This window comes from Micromonospora sp. NPDC003776 (assembly GCF_053605645.1).
This window is the reverse complement of the sequence record NZ_JBSGJR010000087.1, coordinates 1-16,520: the sequence shown is the minus strand read 5'-3', so window position 1 is coordinate 16,520 and position 16,520 is coordinate 1. Positions and strand designations below refer to the sequence as shown.

Below are 16,520 nucleotides of genomic sequence, written 5' to 3'. Positions count from 1 at the left end.
GGCCACTCCCCGGCGTTCGGCCGGGAGTGGCCGCGAGCTGCGGCGTACGGGGGAACGGTCAGTACCGGACCTGTTCACGCGACTGCTGCGCGCTGTCCTTGACGTCGTGCGCCGCGGAGCGGGTGTCCTCCTTGACCGACTGCGCGGCGTCCTGGGCGGTCGACTTCACCGACTCGGCGGCGTGCTGGGCCGGCCCGCGCAGCTCCTCCTTGACCTCGCTCGCGGCCTCGCTCAGCTTCTCCTTCACCACCCCGCCGTGCTCGGCGGCCTTCTCCTTGACCTGCGCGGCGACCTGCTGCTCGCGGCGGGTGGCCGGGATCAGCGAGGAGACCAGCATGCCGACGCCGAAGGCGATCACGCCCGCGGCGATCGGGTTGCCCTCGGACTTCTCCCGCAGCACCTGCGGCGCCCGCTGGGCGGCGTCACCGACGGTGGACGCGGCGGCGTGCGCCCGCTCGCCGACGGTCGAGGCCGCCGACGAGGCGTGGTCGCCCACCGCGTGGGCGTGGTGGCCGGTGGTGTGGCCCAGGTCGGATGCGGTACCCATCACCTTGTCCTTCACGTTGGAGAGCGCGCCACGGACGCGCTGCTTGCGGTCGTCGACGATCCGGCTCGGGCTGACCTTGTACGCCAGGGCGTCCACGTCCGAGCTCAGGTTGCTGCGAGTGGCCTCGATGTCCCGGCGGATCTGGTCGGGGTCGGTGCTCATCGGGTGACTCCCTCCGGGTGCGGCTTGAGCGCGTCGGGGATGCGCTGCACGCTGTCGTTGGTCTGCTTCAGGCCGCGGATCCGCTCGGCGTTCTTCTTGCCCATCGAGTAGAGGACCCCGGCGATCACGGCCCAGATGACGGCCACGATCAGCGCCGCCCAGCCGGCGTCCATCACGTTGGACAGCCCGGCCCAGAGCGCGATGGAGAGGAACAGGGCCACCATGTAGCCGCCGAAGCCGGCGCCCCCGTAGAGGCCGGCGGCCTTGCCCGCCTTCTTCCCCTCCTGGCGGATCTCCGCCTTGGCCAGCTCCACCTCCTGCCGCATCAGCGTGGACAGGTCGGTGGTGACCTGGCGCATCAGCTCACCGATGGAACTTCCCCGGACCTCGTCCGCGGTGGGCGGGGCGCCGGCCGGCTGGTAACCGGAGTCCAGGCCGGGCCCCTGCGTCGGCGCGGTCATGCCGTCGCCTCCCTTCTGCCGGTTCGGCGGTTCACGGACGGTTCACGCCGCTCGACGGGACGCCCGGCAGCGGGTCGGTCCGGCTCGGCGGCGGCAGCGGCTGACCGGTGCCACCCTCCGGATCGGCCCAGGTGTTCGGCGCGCCACCGGCCGGGTAGCTCGCGCCCGAGGCCGAGTAGCCCGGGTCGGGCTCCGCGTAGGTGCCCGGGGTCGGGTCGAGGTAGCCGCCCGGCGGGATCTGGTCGGGCATCGTGCGCGAGGTCGGGATGACCGCGGTGCGGTCCGGGTCGTAACCGCCGTACGCCCGCTGGCCGCCGGTCAGGCCGTCGCCGACGGCCGCGATGTTCTTCGTCAGCCGGCCGGCGACCACGCCGAGCAGCGCGGCGCCGACGAGGAAGGTGCCCGGGTTGCGACGGGCGTAGTTCTTCACCTCGTTGAGGAGGTCGCCCGGCTCGCGCTGCTCCAGCCAGCCGGCCACGCCGTGCATCCGGTCGGCGGCCTGGTGGGCGAGCTCGGTGACCGGGCCGGCGCCGCCACCCTGCTGCGCCATCGAGCGCATCTCGTCGGCCAGCGAGCGGATCCCGCTCGCGGCCCGCTGCTGCTGCTGGCCGGTCTGGCTGGCCACCTGGTCACGGGCCTCGCCGTAGAGGTTGCGGGCCTGCCGCTTCGCCTCGCCGACGACCTCCTTGCCCTGCTCCTTGGCGGTCTGGGCGACCGCGCCGCCGGCGTTGGCGGCATCCGAGCCGACCTGGCGGGCCTGGTCGCGAACCCCGCCGCCGTTCGTCGACTCGTACGTGGTAGTCGTGGAAGACGGATCGTAAGTCATGGTGTCCCTTCCGCTCGGATGGTTCGTAGCGGTTGTGCTCGGGGGGTCGCGCCGAATTACTTTCGGCGTGACAACTGACCTACCCCCCGTCGTCGCGTCCATGCCTGATTCGTCATTTCTCTGCGGAAGCCACCGGTTCTGATCACACAATGGAGGGTCTGCCCGACCCGGGCGGCGGTTGCTCCAGGGAGGTGACAGCGATGGCACGTCACGTGCCCGGACGTGCTCAGGCCCGGTCCCGCCCGGCGCTCCAGAAGGTGGCCCTCGCGGTGGCCGCCGTCTTCGTGCTGATCGGCGTGCTCGGGTTCGTCCCCGGGTTCACCACCCACTACGGGGACCTGGCGTTCGCCGGCCACCACTCCGAGGCGAAGCTGATCGGCCTGTTCCAGGTCTCCGTGCTGCACAACCTGCTGCACCTGCTCTTCGGCCTGGTCGGGTTGGTGCTGGCCCGCACGGTCTCCGGGGCCCGGCTCTTCCTGGCCGGTGGCGGCGCCGTCTACCTCGGGCTCTGGCTGTACGGCTTCGCCATCAACCGGGAGACCGCGGCGAACTTCGTGCCGGTCAACGACGCGGACAACTGGCTGCACCTCTTCCTCGGCTTCGGCATGCTCGCCGTGGGCCTGCTGTTCAACAACGCGGTGGGCACCGGCGGCCGGTTGGACAGCCCACTCGACCGACCCTGACCTGCGTCACCCGGCCGAGTGGCAACGGCGCGACACGCCACCGGACGGGTTTGCGTGATCGTCGTCCGGGGCACGGAGGAGCACCACGGGGAGTAATCCTGACGAGGAGGTCCGGCGATGCCGCGGTGGTTGCGGGAGAACGCGCTCACGGTCGCGATGCTCGGTGCGTTCCTGATCTTCCTGGTGTTGCAGAGCGTGTTCGGCTGGCAGGTACACAACGAGGAGCTGACCCAGTACGGGGCGGCCCCGCTGAGCTGGTGGGCGTACCTCGGCAGCGGACACTTCGCCGAGGCCGTCTTCGAGAACTGGGAGTCGGAGTTCCTCCAGATGGGCGGGTACGTGCTGCTCACCGCGTACCTGGTGCAGAAGGGGTCGGCCGAGTCGAAGCCCGAGGGGCAGACCGACCGCCCCGACGACGACGCGCGCCGGGCCACCCCGGACTCCCCGTGGCCGGTCCGGGCCGGCGGGCTGCCGCTGGCCATCTACCGCAACAGCCTGTCGATCGCGCTGCTGCTGATCTTCGCCGGCTCGTTCCTCGGCCACCTGCTCGGCGGCGTGGTCGAGTACAACCAGGAGCAGGCGCTGCAGAGCGGTGCGCCACCGATCAGCGCCGTGCAGTTCCTCGGCACCAGCGACTTCTGGTTCCAGTCCATGCAGAACTGGCAGAGCGAGTTCCTCGCCGTCGGGGTGCTGATCCTGCTGAGCATCGTGCTGCGGCAGCCACGCCTCCTGCACCGCGTCGTCGGCCTCGGCGTGCGAGCCGAGCATCCGGTACGCCACGGCCCGCAGCTGCGGCCGCTGCTGCTCGAACCGCTCGGCCAGCCAGCTCTCCATGTTCCGTCCCTTCGTCGCGGTGTCCCACCCGGCCGACCCGGGCCGACCCGCCCGCGTGACGACATGTGACCCCGATCACTTCGGTCACATGTCCCGCTCGCCGGGGTTCGAGCGGGTGGAGCCACGACACCCTACGGAGGACGACATGACCGCACCCATCCTGGTCACCGGCGGCACCGGCACCCTCGGCCGGCTGGTCACCCCACTGCTGCGCGAGGCCGGGCACCCCGTGCGGGTGCTCAGCCGCCGGGGCGGCCGCCCGGCCGACAGCGTCGAGCACGTCACCGCCGATCTGCTCACCGGCACGGGGATCGAGCCCGCCCTCCGCGGTGTGCGGACCGTGCTGCACCTGGCCGGCGGGCAGAAGGGCGACGACGAGGCGACCCGCCACCTGGTGCGCGCCGCCCAGCGGGCCGGCGTACGCCACCTGGTCTACATCTCCGTCGTCGGCGCCGACCGGGTGCCGCTCGCCTGGCTGCGGTCCAAGCTGGACGCGGAACGGGCGATCGCCGACTCCGGCATCCCGTGGACGACGCTACGCGCCGCCCAGTTCCACGACCTCGTGCTGGTGATGGCGGAGAAGATGGCGAAGCTGCCGATCGTGCCGGTGCCCGGCGGGCTGCGGTTCCAGCCGGTCGATGCCCGCGAGGTGGCGGACCGGCTGGTCGAGCTGGCCCTCGGCGCGCCGGCCGGCCTGGTGCCCGATCTGGTCGGCCCGGGCGTCCAAGGCCTGGACGAGCTGATGCGCGGCTACCTGCGGGCGGTCGGCAAGCGGCGGCCGTTCCTGCCGGTCCGGATGCCGGGCAGGGCCGGGCGGGCGTACCGGAACGGCGACAACCTCACGCTCGACGGTGCGACCACCGGCACGCGGACCTGGGAGGCGTTCCTGGCCGAGCGGCTGCCCCACCGCCACCCGGCACCCGCCCGGCCGTGACCCGGCCGAGCGGGCGGGGCGGTGGCTGTCAGTCGCCGTTTCCTGCTTCGGTCACGGCCACCGGCGGTTGGCCCACCGGTCCCAGCGGTGTTGACGGCGCCCGGGTCTGGCCGGCCGCGGGCGGGTTCAGAGGTAGCGGCCCGAACTGAATGCGGCTCAGCAGGTCGGGTAGCAGGGTCGCGAGGGCGGTGACCGTGTTCTGGCGGTCGCCGCCGCCGTCGTGCAGGAGCACGATGGAGTCCGGCGCGGTGCCGTGTACGACGGTGGCGACGATGGCGGCCGCCGGCGGTTCCTCCCAGTCCCGAGGGTCCACCGCCCAGTGCAGGCCGGTCATCCCCAGGCTCTCGGCGACGGCGACGAGCTGTGGCGTCCAGTTCCCGCCCGGCTGTCGGAAGTACCGGATCGGGGCCTGCGGTGCGGCGGCCCGGATGGCCTGGCTGGTGCGGAGCAGATTGTCCTCGATCTCCTGGCGTGACCGGCTGCCGAGATCGAGCTCTTCGCTCCAGGTGTGGTTGCACAACGTGTGACCGTCGGTCACGATGGCCCGCACCAGGTCCGGATGGGCCTCCGCGTTTCGGCCGAGCAGGCAGAACGTCGCCTTGACGTGGTACCTGCGCAGCGTTTTCAGCACCAGCGGGGTCCACGTGGGGTCGGGGCCGTCGTTGAAGGTCAACGCGGCGTGCGTCGAGCCGGTGGTCACCAGGACACCGGCCGGGATGGGGGATGCGGTGGCGGACGGCGTCCCGTCGGGCGATGACGCATGGCGCAGCAGGGGGCGGCCGAACAGGTAGGCACCGGTGAACAGCACCGCCAGGACCACGGTCACGACGGCGGTGGCGCGTAGCGCGGCAACCGGGCGCATCAGGCTCTCCGCCGGCTGTCCGTCGTCGCGATCATGTCATAGCTCGGCACTGTCGCTCCTTCTCCCGAGTGGACAGCCGCCACGCTAGCCGCCAAGCATCCAGATGCGCCTGTATACGAGCAAATCACTCTATTGGGGATGCGACCCCGAGCCGGAGCCGAACAGGATTCACCACCGCAGCGCTGACGGGAAGCCCGCAAGGGGGCGGGTGCCGGCGCGCAACCGCGTCAGGCCAGGCTCCCACAGCCGATGACGGCTCACCGCCAATGCCAGACAAACGCGGCTGACCAGGCAATATTCATTCCTGTTAACTGCCCCGTAGGCTGCAGCCCATTGCGGTGGCCAAAACTGAGCGCACGCCCCTGACCAGGCAAAAGGCCAAATCGCAGGTGAGCGACGCCACTCAGGACAGCTCGCGCCTCCGGCTGCGACTTCCTGCCGCGCAGCGCAGGCCGCCACCCACGGCCGTCGCCGCGTACCGAGCGCCGGGGCCCCCGTACCGCACCCCCTCGATGACCGCGCACAGCCGGCGACCGCGGTGCCATCGCGGGCAGTGTCAGCCGACCGTCCATCCGCGCCGACCCGTCAGGCCACCATTGCGGCGGGTCGTCCAGAATCCGCACCATCCATCACATAAATCCCGCGTGTTCACCTTTGCGTGGTGTTAGCTTTGCCTCCTGTTTGAGCCGGTCCAAAGAGACCGAAGCCGGACAATTCGGACATTAACCACTAAATAGGTTAATACTGCACAAGTACGGGGGAAGAAAGGCCGATGAGAGGCACATCGAATGTCACCGCCAGCGATCCCGGCGAGGCCGACGTCGCGCCACGGATCGGCCTCACGGCCTCCCTCGGGGAGGGACCGCGGTGACCTTGGACCGGGACGTCGACGCACGCGTCGCCAGGCTGCTGCCCGAGCCGCCCCTCACCCCACCGCACGGGCAGGGTGACCGCACGCTGAGCATCCTGCGGATGCGGGAACGGCCCGAGGGCGACGCCGAGGTGGTCGGCGCTCGTGCCGAGCGGCAGACCGTGAGCGTGGTCATCCCGACGCTCAACGAGGAGAAGAACATCGCGTGGGTGCTCGAGCGCATGCCGGCGATCGTCGACGAGGTGGTCCTCGTCGACGGGCACTCGTCGGACCGCACGGTCGAGGTCGCCCGCGCCATCCGGCCGGACATCGTGGTGCTGACGCAGCACTGCCGGGGTAAGGGCGACGCCGCTCGGGTCGCCTTCGCCGCGGCCACCGGCGACCTGATCGTGATGATCGACGCCGACGGCAGCATGGACCCTCACGAGATCCACCGCTTCGTCACCCCGCTCATGAACGGGTACGACTTCGTCAAGGGCTCCCGGTTCCTGGCCGGCGGTGGCTCGACCGACCTGACCCCGTTGCGCCGTACCGGGAACAACGTGCTGGTGCGGCTGACGAACAGCTTCTTCCTCGTCCGCTTCACCGACCTGTGCTACGGCTTCGTGTCGTTCCGCCGCGACTGCCTGCCGGCGCTCGCCCTGACCGCGCACGGTTTCGAGATCGAGACCGAGCTCGTGGTCCACGCGCTGAAGGCGAACCTGCGCATCGCCGAGGTGCCGAGCAACGAGCTCCCCCGCCGCTGCGGCATCTCCAACCTGCGCACCTTCCGGGACGGTCAGCGGGTCCTCCGGACGCTGGTCCGGGAACGGCTCGTGCGACGCCCCCGACCGGTCGTGGACCCGATCGACCACCGCGTGCTGCAGCGGTGGCAGCCCCCGGCCGGCGAGCCGACCAACTCGACGCTGAGCGAGGTGCCCGGATGATCACCCACTCCGTGCCGCGTGCCCGGGTGGCGGGCGGCTCCTTCGCCCTCGCCGTTCTGCTGGGCGTGCTAATCGGCGCGACCCCCGTGCCCGCCGGGCCCGCCACCCCGGCCCGGGCGGCCACCGGCGACATCGGCTACGTCGGGCCGTCCACCTCCGGCGACGGATCGGCGGCGACCGGAGAGAAGCCGGAGAGCAAGCTGTGGTGGAACGACGGCGCCTGGTGGGCGGTGCTGTTCCACACCAGCAGCCAGACCCACCACATCTTCCGGCTCGACCGCTCCACCGAGCAGTGGGTCGACACCGGCATCGTGGTGGACAACCGGGCGAAGACGCGCTCCGACGTGCTGTGGGACGGCACCAAGCTCTACGTGTCCTCGCACGTCCGGGCCAGTTCCTCCGCCGGCGCGGCCTCCGGCAACCCGGCCCGGCTCTACCGCTTCAGCTACGACACCGCGACGAAGACCTACACCCGCGACACCGGCTTCCCGGCGCAGATCACCAACTACTCCAGCGAGACCCTCACCATCGACAAGGACACGACGGGCGTGCTCTGGGCGACCTGGACGCAGGGCTCGAAGGTCTACGTGAACAACACGACGGACGGGGACGCGGTCTGGGGCACCCCGTTCGCGCTTCCGGCCACCGGTGCCACCAGCCTGGACAGTGACGACATCTCGTCGGTGGTGAGCTTCGGCGGCGCCCGGATCGGCGTGATGTGGAGCAACCAGGTGACGTCCGCCGTCTACTTCGCCGAGCATGTCGACGGCGGGTCGCGCTCCACCTGGGAGGTCACGCGCACGGCGGTCCAGGGTCCGCACACCGCCGACGACCACATCAACCTCAAGTCGTTGCAGACCGACGACTCCGGACGGGTCTTCGCGGTCGTCAAGACCGGACTCGACGACGCCGGCGCCACGGCCTCGGCACCCTTGATCATGCTCCTCACCCGGGACCCGTCGACCGGCGCCTGGTCCAGCTACCCGGTCGCCCGGATCAAGGACTGCCACACCCGGCCGGTCCTGCTGATCGACTCCGAGCATCAGCGGCTGTACGTCTTCATGACCGCGCCGGACAGCGGATGTCCCTACACGGGCTATCCGGGAACGATCTTCATGAAGAGCTCGCCCATGGACGTCATCGCCTTCCCCGACGGGCGCGGCACCCCGGTGATCAGGGACGCCCTGTCGCCCAACATGAACAATGCGACGACCACCAAGCAGAGCGTCACGAGCGCCACCGGCATGGTCGTCCTGGCCAGCAACGACTCCACCTCGCGCTACTGGCACGCCGACCTACCGGTGGGCGCGTCATGAGCGCCGAAACCACCCTCGAGCGCCGCCTCCGGCCGGCACCCGGCGACCCGGGACCGCTACGGGTGACCAGTCCCGCCCCGGCCGACGTGTGGGAGCAGGTGCTCACCTCCGCGCCGAACGCGCTGCCGAGCCAGACGCCCACCTGGCTGCGCTGCGTGTGCCAGGTGGAAGGCTACGAGGACGTCTCGCGGCTCTACGAGACCGTCGACGGGCGGCGGCTCATCCTTCCGCTCGTCCGTCGCTCGGGCCTCGGACCAGTCCTCGCGACGGACTTCGGACTTCCCGTCGGCTGGGGACCGGGCGGGCTGGTCTGCGACGGCGGCGAACTCCGCCCGGCGGACGTCCGCATGGTGGTAGCCGACCTGGCGCAGCGGCCCGTGCTGAGCACCCTGGTCCGCCCCGACCCGGCGACGGCCGGTACGTGGGAGGCGGAGGTTCCGGCGGGCGTGCTGCGCGAGCAGCGGATGACCCAGACGGTCTTTCTCGACGGCGGCTTCGACGAGGTCTGGCGCAAGCGGTTCCGCAGCGACACCCGCAACCGGATCCGCCGGGCGGAACGAGCGGGTGTCCACGTCGAGTGCGACGACACGGGCCGCCTCGTCCCGGTCTTCCACCGGCTCTACGGCGAGTCCGTCGACCGCTGGGCGCGGCGGGACCGTCTTCCGCTCCCGCTCGCCCGGCGGCTGGCGGCCCGCCGTGAACCGCACCGGAAGCTGCAGACCGTCGCGGCCATGCTCGGCTCCCGGTGCCGGATATACGCCGCGTACCACGAGGAACGGCCGGTCGCCGCGATCGTCGTCCTGTTCGGGACGAACACCGCGATGTACTGGCGCGGCGCGATGCTGGAGAAGCTCGCCGGCCCGGTCTACGCCAACTACCTGCTGCACAAGACGGCGATCGCGGACGCGACCGCGGCCGGCTGCACGGCCTACAACATGGGGGACTCGGCCCGGGTCTCCTCGTTGGAGCTGTTCAAGAGCCGCTTCGGCGCCGTCAACCAGGACTACTGCAGCTACCGGATCGAGCGGGTGCCGATCACCCCGCTGGTCCAGCGCGCTCGCGGTGGCGTCCGGCGCCTCCTGGCGCTCCGGTCGGGCGGAGGTAGTGCGTGACCCGTACACCATCCCCCGGGCCGCCCCGGCGGCGGCCGGCCGGCCCCCGGCGGCTGGTCCTTCCCGCCACCCTGGCCGTCCTCACCCTGCTCGTGATCCGCCTGACCAACTCAGCCGCGCGACGGGCGGAGGATCGATGAGCGGATCCGACCCGACCGCGTCGACAACGACGGCGGTGGCGGGCAACCTGGCGTCGCCCCCGTCGACGGAACCGGCGACGGCCACCCGCGGGCTCGCCCGAGCGGTGCTGGCCGGTCTCGACGACGCCGGCGTGCGCTGGTGCCTGCTGCGCGGCGGCCCGGAGGCGCTCAACGCCCCCGGGGACCTGGACCTCCTGGTGGCACCGGCAGACCTTGACCGGACCGTGGCCGTGGTCACGGCCCACGGCCTGATCCGCCTGGCCGGCCACGGGCGGGGCAGCCACCGCTTCTTCCTCGGGCTGGACGGCACCACCCGTTCGTGGGTCGAACTCGACCTGGTCACGGAACTCGCCTACGGCCCTCACTTCGAGGTGCGCACGCCGGCCGCTGAACAGTGCCTGGGCCGGCGGGTGCGCCGGGACGACGTGTGGGTCCTGGCACCCGCGGACGAGTTCTGGGCGCTGCTGCTGCACTGCGTGTTCGACAAGGGCGCTCTCGCCGGCCACCACCTGCAACGTCTGCGTCAGCTGGCGGATCACGCCACGCTCGACGGTCCACTCCCCCGGGCGCTGCCGGACCGGGCGGCCCGGACCCTGCTGACGTACTGGCGGGCCGATCGCCCGGCGGCGCTGCCGGCCGTACGCCGGCAACTGCTCGCCGCCCTGCGGCGAGCCCGTCCGGCCAGCGCGGCCCGCCGTATCGTCGGCTCCGCCGCCCTGCGCGCGATCGAGCGGCCGTTGCAGGCGTGGAGCCGCCGGGGCGCGGGCGTCGCCCTGATCGGACCGGACGGCTCCGGAAAGTCCACCCTGGCCCAGGGCCTCGAGTCGGCGTTCTACTTTCCGGTACGCCGCGTCTACATGGGGCTCTGGCCGTCAACCGAAACCCCGCGCAGCACCACCGAGCAGGCGGTACGCATCCTGCTGCGTCCGTTCACCGTGTGGCGTCGCTACCTGGCGGCGGTACGCCACCGGGCGCTCGGGCGACTGGTGGTCTTCGACCGCTACGTCTACGACGCCCTGCTGGCCCCGCGCGGGCAGCTGGTCTGGCTCAAACGGCCGTACTTCCAACTGCTGAGCCGGCTCTGCCCGGCACCCGACGTGGTGCTGCTGCTCGACGTCCCGGGTCCGGTCATGCACCGCCGCTCCGGGGAGTACGACCCCGAGCACCTCGAAGCGGAGCGCGAGCAGTACCGGCGGCTGCGCCGGCGTGTCCCGCATCTGGAGCGGCTGGACGCCGACCGGGCGCCGGAACTGGTCCTCGCCGACGCGCTCGACCGGATCTGGCGCCACTACGTCGATCGGACCGCCCGGTGAGGGCCGCGCTGGAGTGGGCACAGCCGGTCCTGCGGGACCGGCTCGCCTTCTGGCTGCACCGGCCCGAACGGAGCTGGACCGCCACCGTCGCCCCGGGCCTCGTCGCCCAGGCGACCGCCACCGACGAGGCCCGGTGGCGGACCGAGAGCGTCGCCTTCACCAGGACCTCCGTCGCCGTGGCCACGGTCCGGGGCAGCGGAGCCGACGGCCGGTACATGGTCAAGGTGCCCTGGACCGACCGGGCCGCCGACGGGCTGCGGCGCCAGGCCGCGGTGCTCGACCAGCTGTGGGCGAACCCCCGCCTGCCCGGCCTGCGCCCGCTCCTGCCGTTCTGCGCTGCTCAGGGCGAGGTCGAGGGGCGCTACTACTGCGTCGAGAGCGCGCTGCGCGGCGTCCCGGCCAGCGGAATGATGCTGCGGCGTACCCGGAGGACCGCACTGCTCGCCTCCGCCGGCCGGGTCATCCGCGACCTCCACCGGCGCACCCGGGAACGGACCCCGCTCGACCGGGCGGCGGTGGCGGAGTGGGTGGACGTCCCCCTCCGCCGGCTCGAGGAGTTCGCCACCAGTCACCCGCGACGGGGCCGGTACGTCGACACGGTCCGCCGACTCCGGGAGGAACTCGTCGTCGCCCTCGTCGGCCGCACCGTGCACACCAGCTGGATCCACGGCGACTTCTGGCCCGGCAACCTGCTGGCCACCGCTGCGGACGGCCAGGTCACCGGGATCGTCGACTGGGACCGCGCGGCGCCCCGCCAACTCCCCCTGCACGACCTGCTGCACCTGCACGTCCTCGCCCGCCGGCTGGCCCGGGGAGATGAACTCGGCGAGATCGTCCTGCAGGCGCTGCGGCACGGCATCGACCGGACGCTCGGCGTCCCCGCCGGCGAGGCGGCCGACTGGCTGGACGAGATTCCGCCCCGGGCGGCCCTGCTCCTCTACTGGTTGCGCCACATCCTGCTCTTCATCGACTCGGAAGGTGACCATGACGATCCACGCTGGATCCGCGGCAACGTCGAACTCGTCCTCGGCCACGTCTGAGCCGATCATCGTTCTCGGCTCGGCGGCGGCGGCCAGGACCGATTCGGCGCCGACCGTGACCGTGGTCGTCTGCGTGTACACCGAGCGGCGCTGGGCCCAGATCGTCCTGGCGGTCCGCTCCGTGCTGACCCAGGACGTACCGGCGACACAGATCGTGGTGGTCGTCGACCACAACCCGGCGCTGCTGGAGCGGGTGCGCGCCACGTTCCCCGAGGTGACCGTCGTCCCCAGCACCGGCCCGCGCGGCCTCTCGGCGGCCCGCAACACCGGACTGGCCCGGGCGACCGGCGAGATCGTCGCCTTCCTCGACGACGACGCCGAGGCACAGCCGGACTGGCTGGCCCGGCTGCTGCCGCACTACCGGGACGAGCGGGTGCTCGCGGTCGGCGGCCACGCCGTACCGGCCTGGGAGGAGCAGCGGCCGCGCTGGCTGCCACCCGAGTTCGACTGGGTGGTCGGGTGCAGCTTCACCGGCCAGCCCACGGAGGTCGCACCCGTCCGGAACGTCATCGGCTGCAACATGTCCTTCCGGCGGTCGATCCTGGACCGTACCCACGGCTTCGACCCGGCGCTCGGCCGCGTCGGCCGGACCCCGGTCGGTTGCGAGGAGACCGAGCTGTGCATCCGGGTACGACAGCTGGAACCGGACGGCGTGGTGCTCTACGAGCCCGCCGCCCGGGTCCGGCACCGCGTGACGGTGGACCGCGCGACGTGGCGCTACTTCCGTCAGCGCTGCTTCTCCGAGGGACGGTCCAAGGCGGTGGTCGCCCGGCTGGTCGGCAGCGAGGCCGGGCTCGCCACGGAGCGCACGTACACCCGGCACACCCTGCCCGCCGGGGTGCGCCGCGGCCTGCGCCAGGTCCGGGCCGGCGATCGGGCGGGGCTGCTGCGGTCCGCCGCGATCGTCGCCGGGCTGCTGGTGACCGCCGCCGGCTACGTCTCGGCCCAGGCGCTGCGCGCCTCGCAGGCGGTCGGCAAGCCAGGTCCCCGCCAGGCGGGTCCGGCGCCGGTGCGGGTGGTCGTCGTCGAACTCTCCGAGGGGGTGCCCGCCGTGCCCGACACGGGCGGGCCGGACGACATCCGGTACGGGGCGGCACAGGTCCTGGTCCGGCTGCACGGGCAGCCGCTCGGGCTGGTCGACGTGGCGCTGCCGGCCGGCGGGCTGACCGCGCCGGCACTCACCGCCGCGATCCGGGACCGCCTCGCCACGGTGGTCGACGCGGACCTGGCACTCGACGAGCCGCCCCCGCTCGACCAACTCGCCCCTCGACCGCTCCCGAAGGAGACGGCCTCGGCCGCATCGGGTCCGTCCCGCCGACCGGCGGCACCCGCCCCGTTCGCCACCGTGGTCGTGCCCACCTGTGGCCGCACGCCGCTCTTCGAGCAGGCCCTCGACTCGCTCGCCGCCCTCGACTACCCGCACTTCGAGATCGTCGTCGTGGACAACGCGCCGCAGCTCACCCACACCGCGCGGATCGTCGCGGGTCGCGCCGCCGCCGACCCCCGGCTCCGCTACACCAGCGAACCGCGACCCGGCGTCGCGCACGCCCGCAACCGAGGGCTGGCCGAGGCGCGGGGCACGATCGTGGCGTTCGCCGACGACGACGTCATCCTCGACCCGGCGTGGCTGCGCAGCCTCGTCGACGGCTTCGGCGACGATGACGTGGTCGGGGTGACCGGTCAGGTCCTCGCCCGGGAACTCGAGACGCCGGCGCAGATCTGGTTGGAGCAGTACGGCGGTTACGGCAAGGGCTGCCAGCGGCGGCGGTTCGACCGGGCCGGGGTCGCCACGCTCGAGGCCGGGGGCAGGCGTGGCGTCGACCTGCCGGCGACGTCCCTCCACCCGTACCTGCCCGGCTCGTACGGCTCCGGCGCCAACATGGCGTTCCGCACCGACGCGCTGCGCCGGCTCGGCGGCTTCGACCCGCGGCTGCGCACCGGGGAGGACATCGACGTGCTGCTGCGTACCGTGCTCGCCGGACACGCGCTGGCCTACGAGCCAGGGGCCATCGCCTGGCACACGCACCGGCGCGAGCTGCGGGCGCTGCGACGGACCATGTACCGGTACGGGGTCGGCCTCGGCGCCGTCCTGACGAAATGCCTGGCGAGCGATCCCACCGCCCGACGGGAACTGCTGGGCCGGCTGCCCCGCGGCATCGCCTACGCCCTGCGGCCCGGGTCGGCGAAGAACAGCCGGAAACAGCAGGGCTATCCCGCCTCGCTGACCGTCCTCGAGCTCTGCGGACTGGCGCTCGGGCCGCTCCACTACGCCGCCGCGGCGGCCCGATCCCGAAGGAGCCGCCGGTGAACAGTTCACCGAAGACGGCCGTCCCCGTGCTGTGTTACCACAGCATCGGGGACGTACGCCGCGACAACACACTGCGCTGGTCGGTGTCGCCGGGCGACTTCGACGAGCAGATGGCGCTGATCCGGCAGCGGGGGTGCACGGCGATGACGGTGAGCGGCTACGCGGCAGTGCTGCGCGGCCTGGCTCCGCTGCCGCCGCGACCAGTGCTGATCACCTTCGACGACGGCTTCCCCGACCTCGTCGACACCGCGCTGCCGCTGCTGCGTCGGCACGGGCTCACGGCGACCGCGTACGTCATCGTGGCACGGGTGGGTGCGACGCCGTCGCCGGACGAGGATCCGTCACTCGACTGGGACGGGCTGCGGGAACTGCGCACGCACGGGGTGGAGATCGGGTCGCACAGCCGGACCCACCGCGCGCTCGACTGTCTCCGTCCGGCCGAACTGCACCAGGAGGTCGCGGCGAGCCGACAGATGCTGGAGGACGGGATGGGGACGTCGGTCCGGTCGTTCGCATATCCGTACGGCTATCACAGCAACGCCGTGCGGACCGCGGTGCGCGCCGCCGGCTACTCCTCGGCCTGCGGGGTGAAGAACGCGCTGAGCCATCCCGACGATGATGTCTTCACCATCGCCCGGGTGCTGATCGAGCGGGACACCGGCGTCGCCGGCGTCGCGACCCTGCTCGACGGCACCGGCTGGCCACTGGCCTGGCGCGGCGAGCGGTTGCGCACCCGGGGCTGGCGGGCGTACCGACGGGCCCGGCAGCTCGTGCACACCGCGCGTCCCCGGCTGAGCCAGCCGACCTCGTGAGCGCCCAGCGTGCCGGGACCGCGGGCGCGCCGGTCGGCCCCGCGGCCGCTCCCGTCGGCACCGTCGCCCCGCCGATCGGCGTACGGCTGCGCCGGCACCTGCGCGACCCGTTGAACGGCAACGTCTATGCCCTGATGCTCAACACGGCGGTGAGCTCGCTGCTCGGCATCGGGTACTGGGCTCTCGCCGCCCGCCTCTACTCGCCGGCCGAACTCGGCCTCGGGGCGGCGATGGTGTCCACGATGACGTTCCTGAGCAACCTGGCCCAGCTCAACCTGAACGGGGCCCTCGCCCGCTTCCTGCCCGCCGCGGCGGGGCACGGCAGCCGGCTGGTCGGCTACGCCTACCTGGTCACCTGCCTTGCGGCCCTCGCCCTGAGCACCGGTTTCCTGCTGCTCGCCCCCCGGATCGCCGGGCGGCTCGACTTCCTGGACGGCACTCCCCTGCTCGCGGTGGCGTTCGCCCTCTCCGTCGCCGGCTGGTGCGTCTTCACCCTGCAGGACAGCGTGCTGACCGCCCTGCGCGGAGTCGTCTGGGTCCCGGTCGAGAACACCGCGTTCGGGCTCGCCAAGATCGCGCTGTTGGTGCTGCTCGCCGGCGCCGTACCGAGCCTGGGCATCTTCATCTCGTGGAACCTGGCGGTCGTCGCGGCGCTCATCCCCGTCAACGTGCTCGTCTTCCGCCGGCTGCTGCCCCGGCAGCGGGAACGCGGCGCCGAAGCGGCGTTGCCGGGCCGTCGGGTGCTCGCCCGGTTCGTCGCGCTGGACTACGTCGGATACCTGTTCATGCAGGCCGGCACGAACGCTCTGCCGTTGATCGTGACCGCCCGGCTGGGCGCGGAGGCCAACGGCGTCTTCTACGTGGCCTGGCTGCTCGGCGGCTCGCTGGAGCTGGTGGCGTACCACTTCGGCACCTCGCTGACCGTGGAGGCCGCCGCCGACGAATCGCGCCTCGCGGTGTACGGGCGGCAGGTGCTGCGACGGGGCCTGTTCCTCTTCGCCCCGGCGGTCGTCCTGCTCTGCCTTTCGGCGCCACTGCTGCTGACCCTGTTCGGCAGCGACTACGCCTCGACCGGTGCGGACACCCTGCGGCTCTTCGCGCTCGCGGTGCTGCCCAAGTTGGTGGTGACCGTCTTCGTCGCGGCCTCCCGGGTGCAACGCCGGGTGGGACGCATCATCGCCGTGCACGCCACCACCAGCACCCTGGTCGTGTCGCTGGCGCTGGTCGCGATGCCCCAGATCGGGGTCGTCGGGGTCGGCGTCGCGTACCTCGCCGGACAGCTCGTGGTGATGGGCGTCGTCCTGCCGTCGCTGACGCGGCTGCTGAGGGGGGCGCCGTGAGCGGCGGCGCGGCCCTGCTGGCCGCGCCCGCCG

At 72.4% G+C, this 16,520-nt stretch carries 15 protein-coding genes and 2 pseudogenes; 12 read left to right on the top strand and 5 right to left on the bottom strand.

The genetic code is table 11. The features are described from left to right. Positions 1 to 58: 58 nt before the first annotated feature. Genes ACWEVO_RS10705 through ACWEVO_RS10695 form a run of 3 tightly spaced genes read right to left on the bottom strand, consistent with a single transcriptional unit; the run spans position 59 to position 1,996 of the window. Positions 59 to 709, bottom strand: a complete 651-nt coding sequence (locus ACWEVO_RS10705) for a DUF3618 domain-containing protein (protein ID WP_452307315.1) — start codon at positions 707 to 709, stop codon at positions 59 to 61. Next, positions 706 to 1,170: a phage holin family protein gene (locus tag ACWEVO_RS10700; RefSeq protein WP_452307314.1), complete on the bottom strand. Its 465-nt coding sequence runs from the start codon at positions 1,168 to 1,170 to the stop codon at positions 706 to 708. The genes ACWEVO_RS10705 and ACWEVO_RS10700 overlap by 4 nt, the downstream gene beginning before the upstream one ends. 31 nt (positions 1,171 to 1,201) lie before the next feature. Continuing rightward, complete coding sequence (locus ACWEVO_RS10695) at positions 1,202 to 1,996, bottom strand: hypothetical protein (RefSeq protein ID WP_452307313.1); 795 nt, start codon at positions 1,994 to 1,996, stop codon at positions 1,202 to 1,204. A gap of 200 nt (positions 1,997 to 2,196) precedes the next feature. On the opposite strand from ACWEVO_RS10695, the gene ACWEVO_RS10690 reads away from it, so the two are divergent. Together ACWEVO_RS10690 and ACWEVO_RS10685 are read left to right on the top strand one after the other, a co-directional pair. Then, entirely contained in the window at positions 2,197 to 2,679 is a 483-nt protein-coding gene (locus tag ACWEVO_RS10690) for a DUF4383 domain-containing protein (protein WP_452307312.1), read from the top strand. 117 nt (positions 2,680 to 2,796) lie between these two features. Then, positions 2,797 to 3,339 (top strand): annotated as a pseudogene (locus ACWEVO_RS10685) (DUF6766 family protein); the annotation flags it as partial. A 57-nt stretch (positions 3,340 to 3,396) separates the two neighbouring features. On the opposite strand, the pseudogene ACWEVO_RS10680 reads toward ACWEVO_RS10685, so the two are convergent. Continuing rightward, positions 3,397 to 3,513, bottom strand: a pseudogene (locus ACWEVO_RS10680) (sigma factor); the annotation flags it as partial. A 145-nt stretch (positions 3,514 to 3,658) separates the two neighbouring features. On the opposite strand from ACWEVO_RS10680, the gene ACWEVO_RS10675 reads away from it, so the two are divergent. Continuing rightward, complete coding sequence (locus ACWEVO_RS10675; protein WP_452307311.1) at positions 3,659 to 4,447, top strand: SDR family oxidoreductase; 789 nt, start codon at positions 3,659 to 3,661, stop codon at positions 4,445 to 4,447. Positions 4,448 to 4,475: 28 nt separating this feature from the next. On the opposite strand, the gene ACWEVO_RS10670 is transcribed toward ACWEVO_RS10675, so the two are convergent. Beyond that, positions 4,476 to 5,309, bottom strand: a complete 834-nt coding sequence (locus ACWEVO_RS10670) for a polysaccharide deacetylase family protein (RefSeq protein ID WP_452307310.1) — start codon at positions 5,307 to 5,309, stop codon at positions 4,476 to 4,478. A gap of 867 nt (positions 5,310 to 6,176) precedes the next feature. Between ACWEVO_RS10670 and ACWEVO_RS10665 the strand changes: the two genes are divergently transcribed. The 9 genes from ACWEVO_RS10665 to ACWEVO_RS10625 are packed head-to-tail and all read left to right on the top strand — an operon-like array spanning position 6,177 to position 16,487. After that, positions 6,177 to 7,106 (top strand): glycosyltransferase family 2 protein, encoded by a 930-nt coding sequence (locus ACWEVO_RS10665; protein ID WP_452307309.1) that lies wholly within the window; start codon positions 6,177 to 6,179, stop codon positions 7,104 to 7,106. After that, a complete protein-coding gene (locus ACWEVO_RS10660) occupies positions 7,103 to 8,422 on the top strand; it encodes a hypothetical protein (protein ID WP_452307308.1) in 1,320 nt (439 codons plus the stop codon). Before ACWEVO_RS10665 ends, ACWEVO_RS10660 begins: the two co-directional genes overlap by 4 nt. Further along, the gene (locus ACWEVO_RS10655; protein WP_452307307.1) at positions 8,419 to 9,534 is read left to right on the top strand and encodes a GNAT family N-acetyltransferase; all 1,116 of its coding nucleotides are present in this window, start codon (positions 8,419 to 8,421) and stop codon (positions 9,532 to 9,534) included. The genes ACWEVO_RS10660 and ACWEVO_RS10655 overlap by 4 nt, the downstream gene beginning before the upstream one ends. Continuing rightward, on the top strand, positions 9,531 to 9,674 hold the full coding sequence (locus tag ACWEVO_RS10650; RefSeq protein ID WP_452307306.1) for a hypothetical protein: 144 nt from the start codon (positions 9,531 to 9,533) through the stop codon (positions 9,672 to 9,674). The genes ACWEVO_RS10655 and ACWEVO_RS10650 overlap by 4 nt, the downstream gene beginning before the upstream one ends. After that, positions 9,671 to 10,987, top strand: a complete 1,317-nt coding sequence (locus ACWEVO_RS10645) for a hypothetical protein (protein ID WP_452307305.1) — start codon at positions 9,671 to 9,673, stop codon at positions 10,985 to 10,987. Before ACWEVO_RS10650 ends, ACWEVO_RS10645 begins: the two co-directional genes overlap by 4 nt. Next, positions 10,984 to 12,027, top strand: a complete 1,044-nt coding sequence (locus ACWEVO_RS10640) for a phosphotransferase family protein (protein ID WP_452307304.1) — start codon at positions 10,984 to 10,986, stop codon at positions 12,025 to 12,027. The genes ACWEVO_RS10645 and ACWEVO_RS10640 overlap by 4 nt, the downstream gene beginning before the upstream one ends. Then, the gene (locus tag ACWEVO_RS10635) at positions 11,972 to 14,335 is read left to right on the top strand and encodes a glycosyltransferase (RefSeq protein ID WP_452307303.1); all 2,364 of its coding nucleotides are present in this window, start codon (positions 11,972 to 11,974) and stop codon (positions 14,333 to 14,335) included. Before ACWEVO_RS10640 ends, ACWEVO_RS10635 begins: the two co-directional genes overlap by 56 nt. Further along, positions 14,332 to 15,147 (top strand): polysaccharide deacetylase family protein, encoded by an 816-nt coding sequence (locus tag ACWEVO_RS10630; RefSeq protein WP_452307302.1) that lies wholly within the window; start codon positions 14,332 to 14,334, stop codon positions 15,145 to 15,147. The genes ACWEVO_RS10635 and ACWEVO_RS10630 overlap by 4 nt, the downstream gene beginning before the upstream one ends. Beyond that, a complete protein-coding gene (locus ACWEVO_RS10625) occupies positions 15,144 to 16,487 on the top strand; it encodes a lipopolysaccharide biosynthesis protein (RefSeq protein WP_452307301.1) in 1,344 nt (447 codons plus the stop codon). The genes ACWEVO_RS10630 and ACWEVO_RS10625 overlap by 4 nt, the downstream gene beginning before the upstream one ends. Positions 16,488 to 16,520 lie beyond the last annotated feature (33 nt).

Excerpts from the sequence above, each read along its gene's own strand:
- ACWEVO_RS10705 (WP_452307315.1), bottom strand. The coding sequence starts at position 709 with ATGAGCACCGACCCCGACCAGATCCGCCGGGACATCGAGGCCACTCGC.
- ACWEVO_RS10700 (WP_452307314.1), bottom strand. The coding sequence starts at position 1,170 with ATGACCGCGCCGACGCAGGGGCCCGGCCTGGACTCCGGTTACCAGCCG.
- ACWEVO_RS10695 (WP_452307313.1), bottom strand. The coding sequence starts at position 1,996 with ATGACTTACGATCCGTCTTCCACGACTACCACGTACGAGTCGACGAAC.
- ACWEVO_RS10690 (WP_452307312.1), top strand. The coding sequence starts at position 2,197 with ATGGCACGTCACGTGCCCGGACGTGCTCAGGCCCGGTCCCGCCCGGCG.
- ACWEVO_RS10675 (WP_452307311.1), top strand. The coding sequence starts at position 3,659 with ATGACCGCACCCATCCTGGTCACCGGCGGCACCGGCACCCTCGGCCGG.
- ACWEVO_RS10670 (WP_452307310.1), bottom strand. The coding sequence starts at position 5,309 with ATGCGCCCGGTTGCCGCGCTACGCGCCACCGCCGTCGTGACCGTGGTC.
- ACWEVO_RS10660 (WP_452307308.1), top strand. The coding sequence starts at position 7,103 with ATGATCACCCACTCCGTGCCGCGTGCCCGGGTGGCGGGCGGCTCCTTC.
- ACWEVO_RS10655 (WP_452307307.1), top strand. The coding sequence starts at position 8,419 with ATGAGCGCCGAAACCACCCTCGAGCGCCGCCTCCGGCCGGCACCCGGC.
- ACWEVO_RS10645 (WP_452307305.1), top strand. The coding sequence starts at position 9,671 with ATGAGCGGATCCGACCCGACCGCGTCGACAACGACGGCGGTGGCGGGC.
- ACWEVO_RS10635 (WP_452307303.1), top strand. The coding sequence starts at position 11,972 with ATGACGATCCACGCTGGATCCGCGGCAACGTCGAACTCGTCCTCGGCC.